This window comes from Labrenzia sp. ATLA3 (assembly GCF_057180185.1).
Genome location: NZ_JBXUKV010000001.1, coordinates 309,298 through 326,416, shown reverse-complemented (window position 1 = coordinate 326,416; position 17,119 = coordinate 309,298). Strand labels below are relative to the sequence as shown.

General features: G+C 57.8%; 17 protein-coding genes. 9 read left to right on the top strand and 8 right to left on the bottom strand.

The genetic code is table 11. The features are described from left to right. Nucleotides 1–217: 217 nt before the first annotated feature. Together AC2A6O_RS01450 and dusA are read left to right on the top strand one after the other, a co-directional pair. Nucleotides 218–1,048: a peptidoglycan-binding domain-containing protein gene (locus AC2A6O_RS01450; protein WP_148587195.1), complete on the top strand. Its 831-nt coding sequence runs from the start codon at nucleotides 218–220 to the stop codon at nucleotides 1,046–1,048. Nucleotides 1,049–1,451: 403 nt separating this feature from the next. Then, entirely contained in the window at nucleotides 1,452–2,453 is a 1,002-nt protein-coding gene (gene dusA / locus AC2A6O_RS01445) for a tRNA dihydrouridine(20/20a) synthase DusA (protein ID WP_498925451.1), read from the top strand. Between the two features lie 25 nt (nucleotides 2,454–2,478). Here the strand turns inward: dusA and AC2A6O_RS01440 are convergent, their stop codons facing one another. The 4 genes from AC2A6O_RS01440 to AC2A6O_RS01425 all read right to left on the bottom strand — a co-directional run bounded on the left by AC2A6O_RS01440 (nucleotide 2,479) and on the right by AC2A6O_RS01425 (nucleotide 5,561). After that, nucleotides 2,479–3,192 (bottom strand): retropepsin-like aspartic protease family protein, encoded by a 714-nt coding sequence (locus tag AC2A6O_RS01440; RefSeq protein ID WP_148587193.1) that lies wholly within the window; start codon nucleotides 3,190–3,192, stop codon nucleotides 2,479–2,481. After that, nucleotides 3,189–3,371: a DUF1289 domain-containing protein gene (locus tag AC2A6O_RS01435; RefSeq protein WP_162530123.1), complete on the bottom strand. Its 183-nt coding sequence runs from the start codon at nucleotides 3,369–3,371 to the stop codon at nucleotides 3,189–3,191. Before AC2A6O_RS01435 ends, AC2A6O_RS01440 begins: the two co-directional genes overlap by 4 nt. A 72-nt stretch (nucleotides 3,372–3,443) precedes the next feature. After that, entirely contained in the window at nucleotides 3,444–4,649 is a 1,206-nt protein-coding gene (locus tag AC2A6O_RS01430; RefSeq protein WP_209001339.1) for an alpha/beta hydrolase, read from the bottom strand. A 39-nt stretch (nucleotides 4,650–4,688) separates the two neighbouring features. Further along, complete coding sequence (locus tag AC2A6O_RS01425) at nucleotides 4,689–5,561, bottom strand: adenosylcobinamide-GDP ribazoletransferase (protein ID WP_498925450.1); 873 nt, start codon at nucleotides 5,559–5,561, stop codon at nucleotides 4,689–4,691. Between the two features lie 106 nt (nucleotides 5,562–5,667). Between AC2A6O_RS01425 and cobT the strand changes: the two genes are divergently transcribed. Continuing rightward, nucleotides 5,668–6,693, top strand: a complete 1,026-nt coding sequence (gene cobT / locus AC2A6O_RS01420) for a nicotinate-nucleotide--dimethylbenzimidazole phosphoribosyltransferase (RefSeq protein WP_148587191.1) — start codon at nucleotides 5,668–5,670, stop codon at nucleotides 6,691–6,693. Between the two features lie 57 nt (nucleotides 6,694–6,750). Here the strand turns inward: cobT and AC2A6O_RS01415 are convergent, their stop codons facing one another. Beyond that, nucleotides 6,751–8,307 carry a sensor histidine kinase gene (locus AC2A6O_RS01415; RefSeq protein ID WP_498925449.1) on the bottom strand — a complete coding sequence of 519 codons (1,557 nt, stop codon included), beginning with the start codon at nucleotides 8,305–8,307 and terminating at the stop codon, nucleotides 6,751–6,753. Nucleotides 8,308–8,436: 129 nt separating this feature from the next. Here AC2A6O_RS01415 and AC2A6O_RS01410 point away from each other — a divergent pair, with 129 nt between their 5' ends. Together AC2A6O_RS01410 and AC2A6O_RS01405 are read left to right on the top strand one after the other, a co-directional pair. Next, nucleotides 8,437–9,081 carry a uracil-DNA glycosylase family protein gene (locus AC2A6O_RS01410; protein WP_148587189.1) on the top strand — a complete coding sequence of 215 codons (645 nt, stop codon included), beginning with the start codon at nucleotides 8,437–8,439 and terminating at the stop codon, nucleotides 9,079–9,081. Between the two features lie 158 nt (nucleotides 9,082–9,239). Further along, nucleotides 9,240–9,731 carry an Lrp/AsnC family transcriptional regulator gene (locus AC2A6O_RS01405; protein WP_209001415.1) on the top strand — a complete coding sequence of 164 codons (492 nt, stop codon included), beginning with the start codon at nucleotides 9,240–9,242 and terminating at the stop codon, nucleotides 9,729–9,731. Nucleotides 9,732–9,776: 45 nt separating this feature from the next. Here AC2A6O_RS01405 and AC2A6O_RS01400 read toward each other — a convergent pair whose 3' ends face one another. The 3 genes from AC2A6O_RS01400 to AC2A6O_RS01390 all read right to left on the bottom strand — a co-directional run bounded on the left by AC2A6O_RS01400 (nucleotide 9,777) and on the right by AC2A6O_RS01390 (nucleotide 11,832). Beyond that, entirely contained in the window at nucleotides 9,777–10,187 is a 411-nt protein-coding gene (locus AC2A6O_RS01400) for a VOC family protein (protein WP_498925448.1), read from the bottom strand. A gap of 67 nt (nucleotides 10,188–10,254) precedes the next feature. Continuing rightward, nucleotides 10,255–11,124, bottom strand: a complete 870-nt coding sequence (locus AC2A6O_RS01395; RefSeq protein ID WP_498925447.1) for a helix-turn-helix domain-containing protein — start codon at nucleotides 11,122–11,124, stop codon at nucleotides 10,255–10,257. A 54-nt stretch (nucleotides 11,125–11,178) separates the two neighbouring features. After that, nucleotides 11,179–11,832: a TetR/AcrR family transcriptional regulator gene (locus AC2A6O_RS01390; RefSeq protein WP_148587185.1), complete on the bottom strand. Its 654-nt coding sequence runs from the start codon at nucleotides 11,830–11,832 to the stop codon at nucleotides 11,179–11,181. A 169-nt stretch (nucleotides 11,833–12,001) separates the two neighbouring features. Here AC2A6O_RS01390 and AC2A6O_RS01385 point away from each other — a divergent pair, with 169 nt between their 5' ends. From AC2A6O_RS01385 to AC2A6O_RS01370, 4 genes are all read left to right on the top strand, one after another. Beyond that, a complete protein-coding gene (locus AC2A6O_RS01385; protein ID WP_498925446.1) occupies nucleotides 12,002–14,038 on the top strand; it encodes an oxidoreductase in 2,037 nt (678 codons plus the stop codon). 147 nt (nucleotides 14,039–14,185) lie between these two features. Then, the gene (locus tag AC2A6O_RS01380; RefSeq protein WP_498925445.1) at nucleotides 14,186–15,421 is read left to right on the top strand and encodes an aromatic ring-hydroxylating oxygenase subunit alpha; all 1,236 of its coding nucleotides are present in this window, start codon (nucleotides 14,186–14,188) and stop codon (nucleotides 15,419–15,421) included. A 4-nt stretch (nucleotides 15,422–15,425) separates the two neighbouring features. Continuing rightward, nucleotides 15,426–16,499 (top strand): FAD-binding oxidoreductase, encoded by a 1,074-nt coding sequence (locus AC2A6O_RS01375; RefSeq protein ID WP_498925444.1) that lies wholly within the window; start codon nucleotides 15,426–15,428, stop codon nucleotides 16,497–16,499. Nucleotides 16,500–16,598: 99 nt separating this feature from the next. Beyond that, nucleotides 16,599–17,099, top strand: coding sequence for a DUF302 domain-containing protein (locus AC2A6O_RS01370; protein ID WP_498925443.1), 501 nt, complete (start codon nucleotides 16,599–16,601; stop codon nucleotides 17,097–17,099). Nucleotides 17,100–17,119: the final 20 nt, after the last annotated feature.

Sequence of the window (17,119 nt, the reverse complement as noted above, 5' to 3'; positions counted from 1 at the left end):
TCCACTGCCTCCCTTTTCGGCGCAGTGAAACACCGGGCAGGGCAGGGCAGCAAGGTGTGATTGAGAGGAATCCGGCCTGTTGGGATGCGGACAGAGATGTCCCTATAAAAATGCATTTCCGCTACGTAATTTGTTTCGGTGTATGGGTGTTTTGCAGTAAAAATCAATCTTCGATTGTTGATCGTTATCCCGTGCAATTTCCCGGAGTTCTCGTCCCATGGCATTGACGTCTCCCTATTTCCGCAATGTTCCTCAGTTGGAGGCAGCCGCAACCAACACCCCCTGGCTCAGCAGCGGATCGAGTGGGCACGGTGTGCATCTGGTCCAGTTCGGCTTGATAGACCTGGGATTTCCCATGCCAAAATCCATCGGTGGAACAGGGCTCAGTCCAGATGGCATCTACGGCAATGAAACCGTGCAAAAGGTCAAGGAGTTCCAGCGTTCCACACATGGTGGGCCGCCTGTCAAGGACGATGGCGCCGTGGGTCGAAATACCATGACCAAGCTCGACCGGGCACTTCCGGTCTTCAAGCACAAGGTTCGTGTGCATATCTTCGTCGTGGTGACGCCGGACGCCCCGGTCTCGACAGCGGAAAGCACCGCCAGGGAACTCTACGGCCACTACGGCATCAACTTCGAGGTGACCTCCATCCAGTCACTGGCTTTGACGGCCGCCGAAGAGACGGAGTTTTCCCAGCACGGTCTTTTGTTTGCCCGCATGAAGGAACTGGCAGAGGCACATACGTCTATCAGGGTGCTGCCGAACGAAATCATGGTGTTCTATATCCGCCGCTTCAATCCGGACAATGACCTGGCCCTTTCCAAGGCAAACCATACGGGCGCTGTCACGCGGATCAAGAAAAACGCGGATGCCAGTACTCTGGCCCATGAAGTCGCTCATAACCTCATCGACAGCCCTCGGGGAATAAGCGAGCATGTCGGGAACAAGCAGAACATCCTGGCGACGCTGCCCCGTACCACACCCTTTGTGCTGAGTTTCGAGCAAGTCGAGCAGATGCGGCGAAACATACGGTTGTTGCGGGCCTGATCTGGAAAAGCTGCGGTTCAAGGAATTGGTCAGCATCGCCTGCGAACCTGGCTTTGCGCACGCCCATCCGATTTTCCAACGACAGCGAGAGCCAAGACAGGCTTTCTTTCCAGCAAATTCCGGCGATGCCGTCATCTCCTTGCCAGAACTCTGGCGTCGTTTGGAGACGGGTACCTGCGGCGCCGACGCTCTTGGCGCCACGCTGGCAGTCTTAACTGAGGTCGACGATCACGACGTTGAAATGACCCTTTCCGCAATCCGGAGCTTTTGAAAAGCGCGCAAATTTGCTATCTCGCGTCAACTTATCATGTTCGACATGAGATCTAACTCGGACAAAACCGTACGACAGTCGTCCCAACCGGATGATGGATATCCGGGGTCAGTTCCGTGCAAATGAAGAAAAATGCAGAAGTATCAAGAGCATAAGTTTTCCGTCGCGCCGATGATGGAGTGGACAGATCGTCACTGCCGTGCGTTTCACCGGCAGCTGACGCGGCATGCGCTGCTCTACACGGAGATGGTAACGACAGGCGCGGTGATCCATGGCGACCGGCAGCATCTTCTGGGTTTTTCCGATATCGAGCATCCGATCGCCTGCCAGCTTGGCGGATCGGATCCGAAGGATATGGCGGAAGCGGCGCAGATCGTTGCCGACTTTGGTTATGACGAGGTCAATATCAACGTTGGCTGCCCGTCCGACCGGGTTCAGTCCGGCCGCTTTGGTGCCTGCCTGATGGAAGAACCGCCTTTGGTGGCCGCATGTGTCGCGGCGATGAAGGCGGCCGTCGATATTCCCGTGACCGTGAAATGCCGGATCGGCGTGGACGAACAGGACACTGAAGTGGCACTTGATGCCATGGCGGATGCCGTTTTTGCCGCCGGAGCCGATGCCCTGTGGGTGCATGCGCGCAAGGCCTGGCTCAAAGGCCTTAGCCCGAAGGAAAACCGGGACATTCCGCCGCTCGACTATGAGCGGGTTCTGCGGCTGAAACAGCGGTTGCCGGACAGGTTCATTGGTCTCAATGGCGGACTGCAGACGCTGGATCAGGCGGAACCGTTTCTGGAAACGCTGGACGGGCTGATGTTCGGCCGCGCGGCCTATCACACTCCTCAGATCATGGGTGAGGTGGACCGGCGGCTTTACGGTGCTTCTGGGGCGGATATCTCGCCCTGGGACGCGGTCAAGGCACATATGCCTTATCTGGAAGGGCAACTGAGCAGGGGCGTGAAGCTGGCGCATATGACGCGGCACATGCTGGGCCTGTTCCATGGGCGTCCGGGTGCCCGGTCCTGGCGGCGCATTCTGACAGTGGAAGCGATCAAGCCCGGAGCTGGATTGGAAGTTGTCGAAAAGGCGCTAGCAGCGGTCAGCCCGACCGGTGCCGATCTTGCGGCTGCTGAATAGGTCTGCTCCGAAGGTTTTAATCCGCTCAAGGCGTCATGATCAGCTTGTCGCCCTCAATCCGCCAACTGCGAAGATGGTCGAGCGCCGTCATGCCGAAAAGGCTGGAATCGAGCGTGCCTTGCCGGCCGACGAAACCCCGGATGTTGCGCAGCGTGTGATCGCCGATGGTGATTGTGTCGATTTTGACGGGGGCGACGAGTGCGCGACCGTTGGCGGTTGAAACGGGCACGGAGAAGGTCAGATCTTGCGGACGGTATCCTGCCCGTATTGCGTCTTCATAGGTCAGGACCACCGCACTGGCTCCCGTATCGAGCAGAAACTCTGCGCGGGCTCCATTGATACGACCATCCAGCACAAAATGCCCGCCCGCATCCCGGACGATCAGGATGGTTCCATCCGGTTGGGTGACGGCGAGACCGGGGGCCAGCGCACCGAGAACCCGGTAACCGGCCTGAACCAGTTCCGCCTTGTAGACATAGCCGACAACAAGCAGAGCGCAGAAACCGCCCCAGAAGACAGTACCGTGCAGGATCTCGCGTGCCTTCGGCTGGCCGAACAGGAAACTGGCCAGAAACACGAAGGCAAGAGCGGACAGGGCCACAATCCGGGGGCCGCTGTCATCGAAATTGACATTTGCCGGGTCGGTCGGGTCGCCAAAAAAGGCATAGAATGCGGCAGCGGCCATCACCAGAACCAGAATGACGACCATCAATCCGCGGAAGCGTTTCGAGTTGTTCATCCGCGCTCTCCGGCCTCTGGATACTGCCTGGTCCGGTTTGGCAATTCCGCAAGGATCTGGCTGCGTTTGGCGTCGGAGTAGCCCGCCCAGGACGCGATTTCGTCCAGCGTGCGCAGGCAACCTGTGCACAGGCCTGATTTGGCGTCGATCTGGCAAATGTTGATGCAGGGTGACTTCATGAAGCGCATATGGCCGCAGATTATGGCGTTGCCAAGACTAGTTTGGGCGGAAAGCTGCGAAATGTGACAGCATCAATACCCGCCAGACGAATAGGTAAACGGTGCGGTGATGACCTTGATCGGCAAGGTGACGGCTGCCTGTGCCGTCGTGCCCACAAAGGATCCCAGATCGTCGCCGAGATTGGCGCCGCGCTGTCGGTCAGCACTGGAGCCAAGCGCCGAACTTCCGAGCGCCTTGCGCAACTCCGGCCTGAGTTGTGCCAGCTGCGCGAACTTCGAGTGGTTGGTGCTGTCCAGCGATTGCAGTTCGGTCACGTCGATAACGACCGCGCCGAGCTCTGCAAGCTCCTGGTCATTCGAATAAGCGCCAACACGTTCCTTGCCACCGGCAATGGCGCGCGAGATGCGCAGAGCCTTGTCGTCCTGGGAAACGATAACCGTAAAAGGCCGGGGCTGTGGACCAAGCCGCTTGAGTTGAGCCTTGAAGAGGTCGATGTCGATGTCCGGTGCAGCCATCACGATGTCGTCGACGTGCTCCGCGACCAGCCGGCGGTTCTCTGTTCGTGCCTGAACCGCGGTTTCCATCAACAGCCAGTTGCCCATGGAGTGGGCCAGGACGGTTATGTTGTCGGCCCGGGTCTTGGACAGTTCGACCAGCGTTTCTTCAAGCGCGCCGCGCGCGATCGCGGCACTGTTGAGGTCATAGACATAGTCCCTCAGGTTGCCGCGTGAGGCCCAGGTGAACAGAACCGGCACACCCTCGAACTGACTGTCATTGACGAACTGGACGAAACGATAGAGCCCTTCCGCAAAACGCGTATTGTAGCCATGAATGAACAGGATGATGTTGCGTTTGCCGGGTGGCAAGGCGGCCAGCCTGGCATTGACCGATTTCCGGAAGGCAGCCTTGTCGGCGATATAGCTGGCTTTTCGCGCGACAAAATCAGTCTCGGGGTTGCCGGGCAGTCTGTCCGGCCATTCAATCTCGCCGGGTTTGTGATCAGGCGGTACGGAAATCGAAGCCTCGGCGTAATTGACCTCCGATGCGCGTTCACCGTTGAAATAGGTGTCCGGCCGCTCATCTCGTTTGCGGGTGGTGACGATCAGAATATCGCTCACCTTGGCACCGGCGGCGGGATCTTCGTTCAGAGCAAGGACGCCAACATCCGGCCGGCCGGAACAGGCGGACAAGACGGCAAGAACGATCAGCAGAACTGTCGACCGCAAACCCCACCCCTGGCGTTCCATTGAACTGCCCGATACCAACATGTCAGCCATTCCCGTGTCGCCCCGGCCTTGTGCCGGTAAATCTGTTTCTCAAGGCACCATAAGCATCCCGGTCAGAAAGCCAAGGCCGCTGAGCTGCTGAACTGCGCCTAAAACATCGCCCGTGGTTCCGCCAATTTTCGACTGGGCAAGCTGGCCGGTGGTATAGGCTGCCGCTAAGGCAATAAAAAGGGCTAGCAGCAGGGCGGGTAAGGAGAGCAACAGGACGGCCGGCAGCAGCAGGGGAAGCGTGACCAAAACAGCCTGGAGCACCGTTTGGCGGGATGGCTTGCCGAAGCGCGCTCCGAGCCCGCCCGGTCTGGCAGAGGGCAGACACTGCCACTGCCAGACAAGCAGTGTCCGACTGAGAGCTTCGCCAGCAAGAAACAGCAGTGCCGCATCTGCCGGATCGAACTTTTGCCACAGCGCTGCAAGCAACGCGACGCGCAGCAGCACCGAGATCATCATGGCAAGGGCACCGAAGGCACCGATGCGGCTGTCCTTCATGATGTCGAGCCGTCTATCCCGTGTTGCTCCGCCAAAAAAGCCGTCGGCAACATCGCTTAGGCCGTCCTCATGAAGAGCGCCGGTGGTCGCGGCAAGGATGCCGGTCAAAACAATGGCGATGACCAGAAACGGCAGTTGCGAAAATCCGAGCGCAACGCCGACGCCGGCTGCAGGCAGCGCGATAACGGCGCCCGCCAGAGGGGCTGCGCGTGCAATGCGCACAAAGTCAGGCGGAGCCATCGGATTGTCGAGTGCGTTCACGGATGGCAGTGAGAGGCGGGAGAAGAATCGCACGCAGGCAGCGGTGTCCGCGACGAACTCCGTCAGCCCGTGTAGGGCGGACTGGCTTCGATCCCTTGTTTTCTTGGACCGCGATTTCACCTGTGAATCAGGCTCTTGGTCGGTTTCAGAGCTCATCAGGCCGGTCCCATGCTTGAGTTTTTGCCGGGCGAAGTTATAGAACAGCGGCAAAGCCAGACCAAGTGGCCGTTGAACGGCCGCGAACAACCGGAACCTAAAAAACATGTCCCTTTCCGAGACCGCGTTGCCTTTTGACGATATCCGCAATCTGGTGAAGTCCATGCCGGGGCCGGACGAGGATGCGCTTGCGAAGGTGAAAGCACGCGATGCGGAACTGACCAAACCTGCCGGTTCGCTCGGACGGCTTGAGGAAATCGCCGAATGGCTGGCGGCATGGTCCGGCAAGGCGCCGCCGAAGATCACACGCCCGATGGTCGGTATTTTCGCGACAGCCCACGGCGTTGCAGATGAAGGTGTGTCCGCCTTTCCAAGTGCGGTAAACCGACAGATGGTTGAGAACTTTGCGGCCGGTGGGGCTGCAATCAACCAGCTTTGCCGTTCCTATGATGTTGGCCTGAAGGTATTCGACCTGGCGGTTGACATGCCGACCCCCAGCATCACCCGGGAAGACGCCATGGACGAGGCCAACTGCGCTGCGACCATGGCTTACGGCATGGAAGCGCTCGCTGGAGGCATCGACCTCATCTGTCTCGGCGAAATGGGCATCGGCAACACCACCGTCGCCGCCGCGGTTATCAATGCGCTCTTCGGCGGCAAGGCCGAGGACTGGATCGGCCGCGGTACAGGCGTTGATGACGAGGGCCTTGCCCGCAAACGGGACGCCGTCGACAAGGCGGTTGCACGGTTGAACGGTGAGCGGGATCCGCTTGAAATCCTGCGCCGCATCGGCGGTCGCGAAATTGCAGCCATGACCGGACTCATCATTGCCGCGCGCTTGCAGCGCGTTCCGGTGATTGTCGATGGTTTCGTCACGACGGCGGCCGCCGCTGTCGTCTATGCAATGGATCCGGCGGGTCTCGATCACTGCCTGTTCGCCCATGTTTCCGCGGAACAGGCGCATGGAAAGGTGCTGGACCATATGGGCAAGGAAGCGCTGCTTGATTTTGGCATGCGGCTGGGTGAGGGCTCCGGCGCCGTGCTTGCTGCCGGCATTGCCAAGGCGGCGGCCGAAATGCACTCCGGCATGGCGACCTTTGCCGATGCCGGTGTTTCTGAAAAGGACGACTGAGGCTCTGAAAGGCTTCGAACCGGCTGAAACGGCCCGACACTGCAGACGCGGCCTGCTTCAGGCAGACCGTGCCTTGCCCGAGGGATAACCGCTGTCCTTGTCGTTCGGATCTACCCAGATGACATCCGGCGAATAGTTCATGATCCGCGCCCTTGGCAGGGTCACGATCACTTCTGTGCCTTCGCCCGGTTTGGACGTCAACGAAAACTTGCCGTCATGCATGTTGACAAGAGCCTGCACGATGGACAGGCCGAGACCCGTTCCCGGTTCCGCCGACTTGATGGCATGGGACCCCTGGCCAAAGGCTTCCAGAACGGTCGGAATTTCATCTTCCGGAATGCCGGGGCCTGTATCCTTGACCGAAACATATTGCCCACCGTCTGAGGTCGGACCGACCTTGATCCAGACGTCGCCATTCACCGGTGTGAATTTCACGGCGTTGGACATCAGATTGAGCACGACCTGACGCAGGGCACGTTCGTCGGCCCACACGCGCGGCAGGTCCGGCTCGTGCGTGTGGTGCAGCGAGATGCTCTTCACGTTTGCCCGAACTTTCATCATGGTCCCGCATTCTTCGACAATGTCGTCCAGAAAGATCGGTTCCTCGTGCAATTCATGCCGCCCGGCCTCGATGCGAGACAGGTCCAGAATTTCGTTGATCAGGTTAAGCAGATGCTGTCCGGAGCCGTGAATGTCCTCGGCGTAGGACTGGTAGTTCTTGTTGTGCATCTTGCCGAGCACTTCATCCTTCATGATTTCGGAAAACCCGAGGATGGCGTTAAGCGGCGTCCGCAGTTCATGGCTCATCGTGGCCAGAAAACGGGACTTGGCAAGGTTTGCAGCTTCCGCGCGGCGGCGGGCTTCGTCCGACATCGCGTTCGCCGCTTCCAGTTCGACGATCAGGTGGTCCTTGTCGGCCCGGTATTCCAGCATCGTATTTGCATTTTTCAGAAGCTGGTTTCCCAGGATCAGGAAAAAGCCTTGCGCCCCGATCGCCATGGCGGCGAGCGTGTAATGGATCGGGTTTACCTGCTGCAGAAAGCTGACAGTGACGACCAGGGTCATGGGCAAGGTGCTGGCCAGCAGGCACTTCGGCAACGTTGCCGACTGCATCGTATTCATGGCAACGACGATCAGCAGTGTCGCGAAATGAAAGATGACAAACCCGTCTGCGGATTCGCTTGTCTGCGGCAGCAGAAAAAAGCTGGCCCAACTGCAGCCATAAATGAAATCGCCAAAGGCGAACCTGCGCCGCCAGTAGATCCGGGCCTTCTGGTCGGGCTGCGCCTTCTCATAGGAATGGCTTGTGATCACCATCATGAAGTGGGTGCAAAGCGTGACCGCGAACCAGGCGCCGATGAAGAGGGGATTGATCCACAGCACGGATATGGCCGCAACGATCAACGCCAGCAGCGGCACCGCATAGGCTGCGTTGATGCGCGTGTCGGCAAACAGATGTTGGCGTTCGAGATCGAAAGTCGTGTACCTGTTGTCGGGCGCACCGAGGCGTGCGCGCACATCATTGACCGACCGCGCCATCTCCCGACGGCGCTTGGCGCGCTGTTCGTTGATGGTGACTTTTTCGTCGCCGGTATCTGATGCAACGGAGCCCATTTGCCGCCCAAGTTTTGATTTGGTTATCGCGCTACCGCGTGTTTATTCAACCTGACTCACCATTCCTTAAGATCGTCCTCAAGATCGTGGTAAGAGAAGTGTTAACCGGCTGTGCCAAGGTGCAACTCATTGTCAGAAAAGACGAATTCAGAAACGCTCGAGACACTTGCTGCTGACGTGCGCGCGTGTCGGATCTGTGTTGAGAAACCGGAAAAGTCCACCTTGCCGCATGAGCCCAGACCCGTGCTGCAAGTGTCTGGAACGGCAAGGCTTTGCGTGTGCGGACAAGCCCCTGGAACACGGGTTCACCAGAGCGGCAGGCCGTTTACCGATCCATCGGGTGACCGGTTGCGGAACTGGATGGGCATTGATGAGGAAATTTTCTACGACGCCGGTAAATTGGCGATCGTGCCGATGGGGTTCTGCTTCCCGGGACTGGACTCCAAAGGCGGAGATCTTCCGCCGCGCCCGGAATGCCGCAAGGCCTGGCATGACCGTTTGTTCGCCGCCATGCCGCAAATCGAACTGGTACTGGTCATCGGTCAATACGCCCAGGCCTATCATTTGGGCCCCAACCGGCAGAAATCCCTGACGGAGACAGTGTCGAACTGGCGCCAGCATTTCGACAAACGGGAAGCCGGTAAACCAGCCGTTTTGCCGCTTCCGCACCCATCGTGGCGCAACAATGCGTGGCTTCGGAAAAATCCCTGGTTTGAAACAGATCTGTTGCCGGTTCTAAGGGAAGAGGTGCAGCGCCTCACAGAGACGGCATAAATGCCAAAATTCGAAAATAATTCTCATTTCAGTGAGAATTGACATTTTCATTGAAACTCAGTTACGAGTTTTTATCTTTAACGAAAATGATTTCCCAACATAGTGCGGTCAGCGCGGTCGGGAATGTCTGTCGTTCCAGGCCGGATCTTGAAATCATGATTGATCGTATCGACCGTCGCATCCTGTCCATTCTTCAGGAAGACTGCACCGTGCCCGTGGCTGAAATCGGCCGCAGGGTGGGCCTGTCGACCACACCTTGCTGGCGGCGCATCCAGAAGATGGAAGAAGACGGGGTCATCACCGGCCGCGTTGCATTGCTGGATCCGGCAAAGGTCAACGCGAAGGTGACAGCCTTTGTCGCCATTACCACCAGCCAGCATTCCGAAGACTGGCTGAAGAAATTTGCCGATGTCATTCGCGAGTTTCCGGAAGTGGTCGAATTCTACCGGATGGCCGGGCAGGTGGACTATCTGTTGCGTGTCGCCGTCCCGGACATTGAGGCCTATGACGCGTTTTACAAGAAACTGATCGCCAGGATCGACATTTCCGATGTGTCGACGACCTTCGCAATGGAGCAGATCAAGAACACCACGGCCCTGCCACTCAGCTATGTGGCACCGGAAAAACCGAAGCCCGACCGGGACAAGTGATCTGGCGGGCAACGGTATCCATTCCGACCAGTGAACTCTGCCGGTTCAGGTATCTGTCTTTGGCCAATAGGTGCCGATGCTCCAGATATTTCCTTCGGGATCCTGGCAGATGAACTCCCGGCTGCCGTAGTCCCGCTCCGTCAGGCCTTCCAGGATCGTTGCTCCCGCAGCACTGGCACGGCTGAAGAGCGCGTCGGCATCCTCTACGGCCAGATAGATAGCCTTGCCGCACGGGCCGCTCGGATGGCCGATGACCTTTGCAAAGGCATCGTCCCGGGCCTGACCGATCATGATCATGGCCGACCCGAACGCCAGTTCTGCATGAACGACCGCGCCTTGGTCGTCTCTGAACACTTCGTGTTCGACGAACCCGAATGCTTCGCCAAGCCACGTGATCATCGCATTCGCATTTCCAAATCGGAAAACGGGGTAAACTCTGCTTGCTTCGTGAGACATGCCGTACCTCCTTTGATGGAAGGAGGTGATAGAGCGTCGCAATCTGGCTGGATTGAAGGTTTGTTACCTACCAGGCTCTGGCAGAGCCATTCAGGACCCACGCGTGCCAGGCTGCGGGTGACCTGCCGGAGAATTCGGAAAAATCCCGAATGAGATGCGCCTGATCCGCGTAGCCGCAGTCGACAGCCACACCGGCCCAATGGATGTCACCGCCGCTTTTCAGATGTTTCAGTACCTGACCGAACCGAATGACCCGCGCGACAGTCTTGGGCCGAAGGCCAATGTCTTTTAGGAATTTTTGGGCCAGGTGTTTGCGGCTCCAGCCTATTTCAACCGCCAATGTGCGAACCGAAACTTGCCCACCGGTCTCGACAAGCCGGCGCAGAACGTGGTCGGCGGGTGTTGTCTGGACAGGCTTCTGACGCAAACGTCTGGCAACGAAGGCAAGGGCGTGGTCGAGCCGCTCCGCCCAGCTTGTCATGTCTTCGATCTGCCGGACAAACACGGCAAGATCAGCTTCGGCAACATCGGCAAACGGCAGCATCTGGTCCGTCAGCAGGTCCATGGGAAACCGGAAAAAATGGCGCGCACCGATAGGTGTAAAATTGATCTGCAGGCATCTGGCACGGCCGTTGGACTGAATATAGACCGGCGCACAGCTGAGCCCGGCGAGGAAACTGGGAAGCGCATTTTCTGCGGTTGGAACCTGGCCAAGAGCGATTTCGAAGGGATCGCCGAAACTCAGGATAAGCGGAATGGTCAGCGATGCGGCTTCAACCTGCCTGTTCGTCTTCAGCTGCCGTTCCTCATAACCGATGATGTCGGTGAAAAGGCTACGCAGGTCCGGCGGTGCGACACGGCGCCAGAACCCGGCATCAATGCCGGATGGAGCCGATGACGAAGGCGGTGCTGGTGCCGGCGATTGCGAGGTTGTCATGATCCTTCCTGGTAAGGTCAGGATAGGATCAACTTCTACCGCGGTCACCCATAATCAATCAGATTGGGTGGATGGCAGCTGATGGCGTGACTGAAACCTCGCAAATTCGGCGTCGGATGCGGGCTTGCCGGTAAAGATCTCGATATAATAGGGCATGCGCTGCAGCCTGGGGCCCAGCGGTTCGCTCGGCCGGTCCTTGACGATGGAGATGTAACCAATCTGCGTCAGATACATGGTGTTGGCTCTGACATCGGCAGACGCGTGTTCATAGCCGAAACGTTCGAACATTGCCGTAAACGCCTCGATGCGTACCCGGTCAGCCTCTTCCAGCATGGGTGTAAGGCTGGTGTCCGCATGTGCCCAGTTGCGCATGGCAAATTCCAGTCGAGAATCGAACAGCTCCGGCAACAGCCACAAATCAAACAGGTTCAGGATTGCTTCGGTAATGGTCTCCGCATAGTCCTCGGTTCGCTTGACCAGATTGCCGGTGTTTTTCGTTTGCCACAGGGTGATCAAGGCGTCGAGCAGGTCGTTCCGGTCTGAAAAATGACCATAGAAACTGGTGCGAGACAGGCCGAGCCTGTCCGCAAGCGGCATCACCTTGACGGCATCAATGCCATGTTCGATCAGCGCCTGGTAGGCAGCTTCGATCCAGACCTCGCGTGTGCCTCGCCAGCCGGATGTTTTTTCGATCAATAGGTCGCTCATCGGCTTGCGATAACAAAGCTCAAGACGTTCAACAATCAAAATTGACACCAATGTCGACAAAACCGACACGTATGTCGCTTTCGAGACTTTTCAAAAGCGTTCAGCGGGATTTAGTCTTGGCAAACCTGAGTGAATTCGCGATGCGATGGCGCGCCTGGAGAGGGAAGAGATGTCGAAAGATCCGTTGTTACAGCCCTATCAGCTGAAGCATTTGACGCTGAAAAACCGGATCATGATCACATCGCACGAGCCTGCCTATCCCGAAGATGGCATGCCCAAGGATCGGTATAGGGCCTATCACGAGGTCCGGGCAAAGGCCGGTGTCGCGCTCACCATGACGGCAGGTTCCGCGGCGGTGGCGCGTAACTCTCCTCCCGTCTTCAATAACATCCTCGCCTACAAGGACGAGGTGGTGCCGTGGATCAAGAAGATGACGGACGCCTGTCACGAGCACGACTGTGCCGTGATGATCCAGCTGACCCATCTTGGCCGGCGTACGCACTGGAACAAGGGTGACTGGTTGCCTGCTGTTTCCGCCAGCCATCAACGCGAACCGGCGCACCGGGCCTTTCCCAAGCAGGTGGAAGACTGGGACATCACCCGCATCATCTCCGACTTCGCCGATGCCGCGGAGCGTATGAAGGCAGGTGGGATGGACGGCATCGAACTGGAGGCTTACGGCCACCTGCTGGACCAGTTCTGGTCGCCGATCACGAACACGCTGGATGGCCCCTATGGAGGGTCTCTCGAGAACCGTATGCGTCTTTCACTTGAGGTGATCGAGGCCATTCGGAAAAGGGTTGGTGACGACTTTATCCTGGGCATCCGTTTTACGGCGGACGAAACTCTGGAAGGCGGGATCACAGAGGACGAAGGGCTGGAAATTGCCCGGCGGCTGAAGGCAACCGGACATATCGATTTCCTGAATGTCATTCGCGGACATATCGAGACCGATGCGGGATTGACCGACGTGATTCCGGTTCAGGGGATGCGCAATGCTCCGCATCTGGATTTCGCCGGCCGCATCAAGAAGGAAATCGGCATGCCGACCTTCCATGCGTCCAAGATCCCCGATGTTGCAACGGCCCGACATGCCATCGCTGAAGGCCTGTTGGATATGGTTGGCATGACACGGGCTCATATGGCCGACCCGATGGTCGTCAGGAAAATTGCCGAGAAGCGGGAAGGGGACATTCGCCCCTGTGTGGGCGCTACCTACTGCCTCGACCGGATCTATCAGGCAGGTGATGCGCTTTGCATTCATAACCCGGCAACTGGCCGGGAACTGACCATGCCTCATGAGATCCCGCCTGCGGAGACAAAAAAGAAGGTGGTTGTCGTTGGGGCTGGTCCAGCTGGCATGGAAGCTGCGCGCGTCGCGAGTGAGCGGGGGCACGATGTAACCGTGCTGGAGGCAGCTCCCCACGCCGGTGGTCAGATCCGGTTGACCGCGCAGTCCGAGCGCCGGCGTGAAATGATCTCGATTATTGACTGGCGCATGGACCAGTGCCTGGCAAAGGATGTGAAGTTCCGCTTCAACACTTTTGCTGAAGCAGATGATATCAAGGAAGAAAACCCGGATGTTGTTATCATCGCAACAGGTGGCTTGCCGCACACGGACGTCCTGAGCGAAGGCAATGATCTTGTTGTCTCCTCGTGGGATATCATCGCCGGCGACGTCAAGCCTGGCAAACGCGTTCTCGTCTACGACGATGCCGGCGATCACCCCGCACTTCAGGCAGCCGAGGTCATTGCAAAGTCGGGTGCACATGTGGAGATCATGACGCCGGACAGATCCTTCGCGCCCGATGTGATGGCCATGAACCTGGTGCCATATATGCGGTCTCTGCAGGACAAGGACGTCCGCTTCACCGTGACCTACCGTCTGAAAGCGGCAAAACGCTCCGGAAACATGATCAATGCTGTTGTCGGCACGGACTATTCAAGCCACACCGAAGAACGGGAATTCGACCAGATCGTTGTCAATCACGGAACGATACCGATGGACGAACTCTATTTCGAGCTGAAGCCGCTGTCGAAAAACCTTGGTGCCGTCCAGCAGGACGCCTTGATTTTCGGCCGCCCACAACCGCTTGATGCCAACCCGGAAGGCTCTTTCGCGCTCTATCGCATTGGGGATGCGGTCGCCGCACGAAACACTCACGCGGCGATCTACGATGCGTTACGTTTGGTCAAGGACATTTGATGGGATGCTGCACTGCACGCGTAAATTTTGGGCAGCGTCTTACACGGATAAGCAAATGACGCTTTTGCGCTATGGCGGCATGGGGGTGTGAGCCTAACCTGCCGGGCAAAGAAGGGCCGGGAGACTCGGCCGTAAGGGATGTTCACAATGTTCAGCGATGCAGAAATTCTGTCACTATTGATGAGCCGCCGTTCCGGGTATTCTTTGCCCCAGGCCTTTTACACCGATGCCGATGTCTACCAGGCGGACCTGAAGAATATCTGGCAGAAGGAGTGGATTTTCGCCATTCCGTCAGCCGAATTGCCGAAATCCGGCAACTACGTCACGCTTCAGATCGGCGATTATTCCGTCATCATCGTGCGTGGTGCCGATGGTGTCATTCGCGCCTTCCACAATTCCTGCCGTCACCGGGGCAGCCGCATCTGTGCGGCCGCCAAGGGGTCGGCCCCCAAGCTGGTCTGCCCCTACCACCAGTGGACCTATGAACTCGACGGCAAATTGCTTTGGGCGCGCGAGATGGGGCCGGACTTCAAGCCGGAAGACCACGGCCTGAAAACCTTGCATTGCATCAATGTCTCCGGAATGGTGTTTATCTGCCTCGCGGCGGTTGCTCCGGATATCGCGGAATTTGAAAAGCAGGCGGAACGCTATCTCGGCCCGCACGACCTTTCCAACCTCAAGATTGCCCATCAGTCGACCATCGTCGAGCAAGGCAACTGGAAGCTCGTGCTGGAAAACAACCGCGAGTGCTATCATTGCTCCGGATCGCACCCTTCGCTTTGCCGGACGTTCCCGGAAGATCCCAACCTCGTCGGGAGTGACGATTCCACCACGTCGAGCGTTGGCAAGGCCCATGTTGAACGCTGCGAAAGTGCGGGGCTCCCGTCCAGATACATGATCTCGCCGTCCGAACAGTGGCGTTTCGTGCGCATTCCGTTCCTTGGCGATGCGGTCAGCTATACCATGGACGGCAAGGCTGCTGTTTCCAGGAGGGTCGGATCTGTACCGTTCGACAATGCCGGCACCTGCCTGTTCTTCCACTACCCGAACACCTGGAACCACTTCCTGTCCGATCAGGTGCTGACGTTCCGTGTTCTGCCGATAAGCCCCATGGAATCCGAAGTGACAACCACCTGGCTGGTGCACAAGGATGCTCAGGAAGGCGTCGACTACGACCTCAAGCGTCTGAGTGAAGTGTGGATGCACACAAACGACGAGGACCGTCAGATCGTTGAAGAAAACCAGATTGGCATCAAATCGCCGGCCTATGAACCGGGGCCGTATTCCCCGGTACAGGAAAGCGGCGTCATCCAGTTCGTCGACTGGTATGCCCGAACTCTGGAAAACGGCCTGATGGGTCGTTTCCGTATCGCAGCGGAGTAGACCCATGATCCCGATGCCCGGACGCGATACGCCAGTCTGGTCCGACACTGAAGTTCTGGAATGCGTCAACGTTCTGCCGGAAACGCCAGGGGTGAAGACTTTCACCTTCCGTCCGCCCTCGGGTGCAACCTTCCTCTATCGGGCTGGTCAGTTCATCACGCTTGACCTGCCGGTGCCTGGCGGAAACATCCAGCGGACCTATACGATTTCCTCTTCGCCTGTGAGCAACGCCTACATATCGGTGACGGTAAAGGCTCAGAAGGACAGCATCGGCACGAAGTGGATGCTGGAAAACCTCAAGCCCGGTATGCGCATCAAGGCTTATGGTCCAGCCGGTCTGTTCCATCTGCCGCGCAATCCGGACAGCAAGTATCTGTTCATCTCCGCCGGTACCGGTGTCACGCCCATGATGTCCATGGCGACGACGTTGTTCGAGCGCGGCGAGGACCCGGATGTCTGTTTTATCCAGTGTGCAAATCGGCCCGTCGATCTGATTTTCCGCAAGCGGCTTGAATATATGGCAAGCCGCGTCAACGGCCTTCAACTGCATTTCGTCGTCTCCGACAGCGATCCCTATGATGTCTGGACCGGATACCGCGGACACTTCAACCAGTTGATGCTGGGCCTGATGTGCAACGACTATCTGGAACGCGAGGTCTATTGCTGCGGCCCGGAAAGCTTCATGGAATCCGTGCGCGAAATCCTGAATTCGCTCGGCTTCAACATGGAAAACTATTTCCAGGAGAGTTTCCAGGCACCGGCAGAAACCAAGGAGGAACTCACCGAGTTTGATGACGTCGTGCCTCAGGACGACGTTAAGGCCCAGATCGTTTTCGCCAACTCCAAGGTGTCTACCTGGTGTTCGGAAACCGATACGGTGCTGGCGGTTGCCAAGGATGCTGGGCTCAATATCCCCTCAGGTTGCACGTTCGGTGTCTGCGGCACCTGCAAGGTGAAGAAGCTTTCCGGGGATGTTCATATGGTCCACTCCGGTGGCATCAGCGAAGAGGATATCGAGGCCGGTTACATTCTGGCGTGCTGCTCAAATCCGATCGGAACCGTCGAGGTCGACATCTGACGCAGTGGTAGCCGAGGAAATATTCAAAAATTGCGATGTATCAATGGCGCGGGCATGAAGAGCAGAGTATTCTGCTCTTCATATTCGGGAGGACGTCGCATGTTTGATCATTTCAGGAAGCCACTTCAGGTGGCAATCGCCTTTGCCGGTATCGCAGCTTTCGGCACGATGGCCGCCAGTGCCCAGTCCATGCCAGAGGGTGTTACCGCCTATCAGGTTTCGGCAGCCTTTGACGACGTGCGTTTCGATGTTGAAAATGCCATCGTCAACCACGGCCTGGTCATCGATTATGTCTCACACATCGGCGACATGCTGGATCGAACTTCGGAAGATGTCGGCGGCAAAAAGCAGATCTTCGTCAAAGCCGAGTCCATGCTGTTCTGCTCTGCCAATCTGTCCCGCAAGGTGATGGAAGCCAATGCTGCCAACATCGCCTATTGTCCCTATTCGGTGTTCGTTTTCGAGACCCCGGATCAACCCGGTACGGTAACGGTCGGATACCGTCACCTGGGCGAGACAGGCTCGGAAGCCTCGAAGGCTGCCATCAAGGAAGTGAATGCCTTGCTGGATGCCATCGCAAAGGAAGCGACTGGTCAGTAGAGAGTGCGGTGAAGGACGTC

Excerpts from the sequence above, each read along its gene's own strand:
- AC2A6O_RS01450 (WP_148587195.1), top strand. The coding sequence starts at position 218 with ATGGCATTGACGTCTCCCTATTTCCGCAATGTTCCTCAGTTGGAGGCA.
- dusA (WP_498925451.1), top strand. The coding sequence starts at position 1,452 with ATGCAGAAGTATCAAGAGCATAAGTTTTCCGTCGCGCCGATGATGGAG.
- AC2A6O_RS01440 (WP_148587193.1), bottom strand. The coding sequence starts at position 3,192 with ATGAACAACTCGAAACGCTTCCGCGGATTGATGGTCGTCATTCTGGTT.
- AC2A6O_RS01435 (WP_162530123.1), bottom strand. The coding sequence starts at position 3,371 with ATGAAGTCACCCTGCATCAACATTTGCCAGATCGACGCCAAATCAGGC.
- AC2A6O_RS01430 (WP_209001339.1), bottom strand. The coding sequence starts at position 4,649 with ATGGCTGACATGTTGGTATCGGGCAGTTCAATGGAACGCCAGGGGTGG.
- AC2A6O_RS01425 (WP_498925450.1), bottom strand. The coding sequence starts at position 5,561 with ATGAGCTCTGAAACCGACCAAGAGCCTGATTCACAGGTGAAATCGCGG.
- cobT (WP_148587191.1), top strand. The coding sequence starts at position 5,668 with ATGTCCCTTTCCGAGACCGCGTTGCCTTTTGACGATATCCGCAATCTG.
- AC2A6O_RS01415 (WP_498925449.1), bottom strand. The coding sequence starts at position 8,307 with ATGGGCTCCGTTGCATCAGATACCGGCGACGAAAAAGTCACCATCAAC.
- AC2A6O_RS01400 (WP_498925448.1), bottom strand. The coding sequence starts at position 10,187 with ATGTCTCACGAAGCAAGCAGAGTTTACCCCGTTTTCCGATTTGGAAAT.
- AC2A6O_RS01395 (WP_498925447.1), bottom strand. The coding sequence starts at position 11,124 with ATGACAACCTCGCAATCGCCGGCACCAGCACCGCCTTCGTCATCGGCT.
- AC2A6O_RS01390 (WP_148587185.1), bottom strand. The coding sequence starts at position 11,832 with ATGAGCGACCTATTGATCGAAAAAACATCCGGCTGGCGAGGCACACGC.
- AC2A6O_RS01385 (WP_498925446.1), top strand. The coding sequence starts at position 12,002 with ATGTCGAAAGATCCGTTGTTACAGCCCTATCAGCTGAAGCATTTGACG.
- AC2A6O_RS01380 (WP_498925445.1), top strand. The coding sequence starts at position 14,186 with ATGTTCAGCGATGCAGAAATTCTGTCACTATTGATGAGCCGCCGTTCC.
- AC2A6O_RS01375 (WP_498925444.1), top strand. The coding sequence starts at position 15,426 with ATGATCCCGATGCCCGGACGCGATACGCCAGTCTGGTCCGACACTGAA.
- AC2A6O_RS01370 (WP_498925443.1), top strand. The coding sequence starts at position 16,599 with ATGTTTGATCATTTCAGGAAGCCACTTCAGGTGGCAATCGCCTTTGCC.